We start from the raw sequence: 1,816 nt of genomic DNA, 5'->3' as shown, positions 1-1,816 counted from the left end.
CCCCCCCCCCCCCACCGCCCCCCCCCCCCCACACTGAAAATTTTTTTCTACCCCCAGCCGCCATTACAATATACCGGGGTCCCACCGCGTATTTTTCATGATTTTTTACAGGTGGTGTCAAAAGGCCGGTATTATGACGGGGTGATCAAAGGAAAATTTCCCGAACGCAAGCTACGTTAATGTCAAAGTGTGACTGCGGTCATGATACAAAACGTGCCCTAATACCGTACAATATGAAGGGATACTTAAACAGGAGGTTTTATGAGCAGAATGATTCTTGTCCCTATCGATATCTCTGATAAAGAATTTACTGAACGCATTATCAGTCACGTTGAATCGGAAGCGCGGATTGACGACGCCGAGGTGCATTTCCTCACCGTGATCCCTTCTCTGCCCTATTATGCCTCACTGGGAATGGCCTATACCGCTGAGCTTCCCGGCATGGACGAGCTGCGTGAGGGTTCTGAAACGCAATTGAAAGAGATCGCGAAGCAGTTCTCCATCCCGGAAGACCGGATGCATTTTCACGTCGCGGAAGGATCGCCAAAAGATAAAATCCTTGCGCTGGCCAAGTCGCTGCCAGCCGACCTGGTGATCATCGCTTCGCACCGGCCGGATATCACAACTTATCTGCTGGGCTCCAACGCCGCCGCGGTGGTTCGTCACGCCGAGTGCTCGGTACTGGTGGTCCGCTAACGCCGCAGCCCGCCGCCCGGCGGGCTTTTTATTTCCGCATCAGCCGCCCCCGCCTGGCTGCTCGCTGCCGAAAGTGCCGGAAAGATGCTGACATTCCGCCCCTGAATCCGTACCATACACGCCACGGTTGCCTGTCAAACCTCAATAATTGCTACGCGCCAGCGCCACGTTGTTCAGCGGCTGGCAGAATGCGTGCTCTTCTGATGCCACACTATGAATTGAGCCACTATTACATGCTGCAAAACCAAGAAATCAGTAAAAAAGAAAAGTACAACGTCGATAAGCTGCAGAAACGTCTGCGCCGCAACGTCGGTGAGGCGATTGCCGACTTCAATATGATTGAAGAGGGCGACCGCATTATGGTTTGTCTTTCAGGCGGCAAGGACAGCTATACCATGCTGGAGATCCTGCGCAATCTGCAGAAAAGCGCGCCCATCTCCTTCTCGCTGGTGGCGGTGAACCTCGATCAGAAGCAGCCAGGGTTCCCGGAGCATATTCTGCCGGCGTATCTGGAGCAGCTGGGGGTTGAATACAAGATTGTCGAAGAGAACACCTACGGCATCGTCAAAGAGAAGATCCCGGAAGGAAAAACCACCTGCTCGCTGTGCTCTCGCCTGCGTCGCGGCATCCTCTATCGTACCGCCACCGAGCTCGGGGCGACCAAGATCGCCCTCGGCCATCATCGCGACGATATCCTGCAGACGCTGTTTTTGAATATGTTCTACGGCGGCAAAATGAAAGGGATGCCGCCGAAGCTGATGAGCGACGACGGCAAACACATCGTCATCCGCCCGCTGGCCTACTGCCGCGAAAAGGACATCGAGCGCTTCTCCCAGGCCAAAGGCTTCCCGATTATTCCGTGCAACCTGTGCGGTTCGCAGCCAAACCTGCAGCGCCAGGTGATCGCCGATATGCTCCGCGACTGGGATAAGCGTTATCCTGGGCGCATTGAAACCATGTTCAGCGCGATGCAGAACGTGGTGCCTTCGCACCTGAGCGACGTCAATCTGTTTGATTTTAAAGGTATCACCCACGGCTCAGAGGTGGTGGATGGTGGCGATCTGGCGTTTGACCGGGAAGATATCCCCCGGCAGCCCGCCGGCTGGCAGCCGGAAGAAGA

3 protein-coding genes are annotated in these 1,816 nt (G+C 55.2%); all 3 read left to right on the top strand.

The window, feature by feature from the left end; all coding sequences use genetic code 11:
* Positions 1-180 (top strand): KTSC domain-containing protein (locus HMPREF9538_RS31910; protein ID WP_148671947.1); only part of this gene is annotated, 180 nt, incomplete at its 5' end.
* A gap of 81 nt (positions 181-261) precedes the next feature.
* Positions 262-696 carry a universal stress protein UspF gene (gene uspF / locus HMPREF9538_RS01960; protein WP_004140161.1) on the top strand — a complete coding sequence of 145 codons (435 nt, stop codon included), beginning with the start codon at positions 262-264 and terminating at the stop codon, positions 694-696.
* Between the two features lie 233 nt (positions 697-929).
* On the top strand, positions 930-1,816 hold an 887-nt coding region (ttcA, locus tag HMPREF9538_RS01965; protein ID WP_032457268.1), incomplete at its 3' end, for a tRNA 2-thiocytidine(32) synthetase TtcA.

Origin of the sequence: Klebsiella sp. MS 92-3 (assembly GCF_000195655.1) — a bacterium.
In the GTDB taxonomy this organism is placed as follows: Bacteria; Pseudomonadota; Gammaproteobacteria; order Enterobacterales; family Enterobacteriaceae; genus Klebsiella; species Klebsiella pneumoniae.
This window is presented reverse-complemented; position numbering and strand designations above follow the sequence as displayed.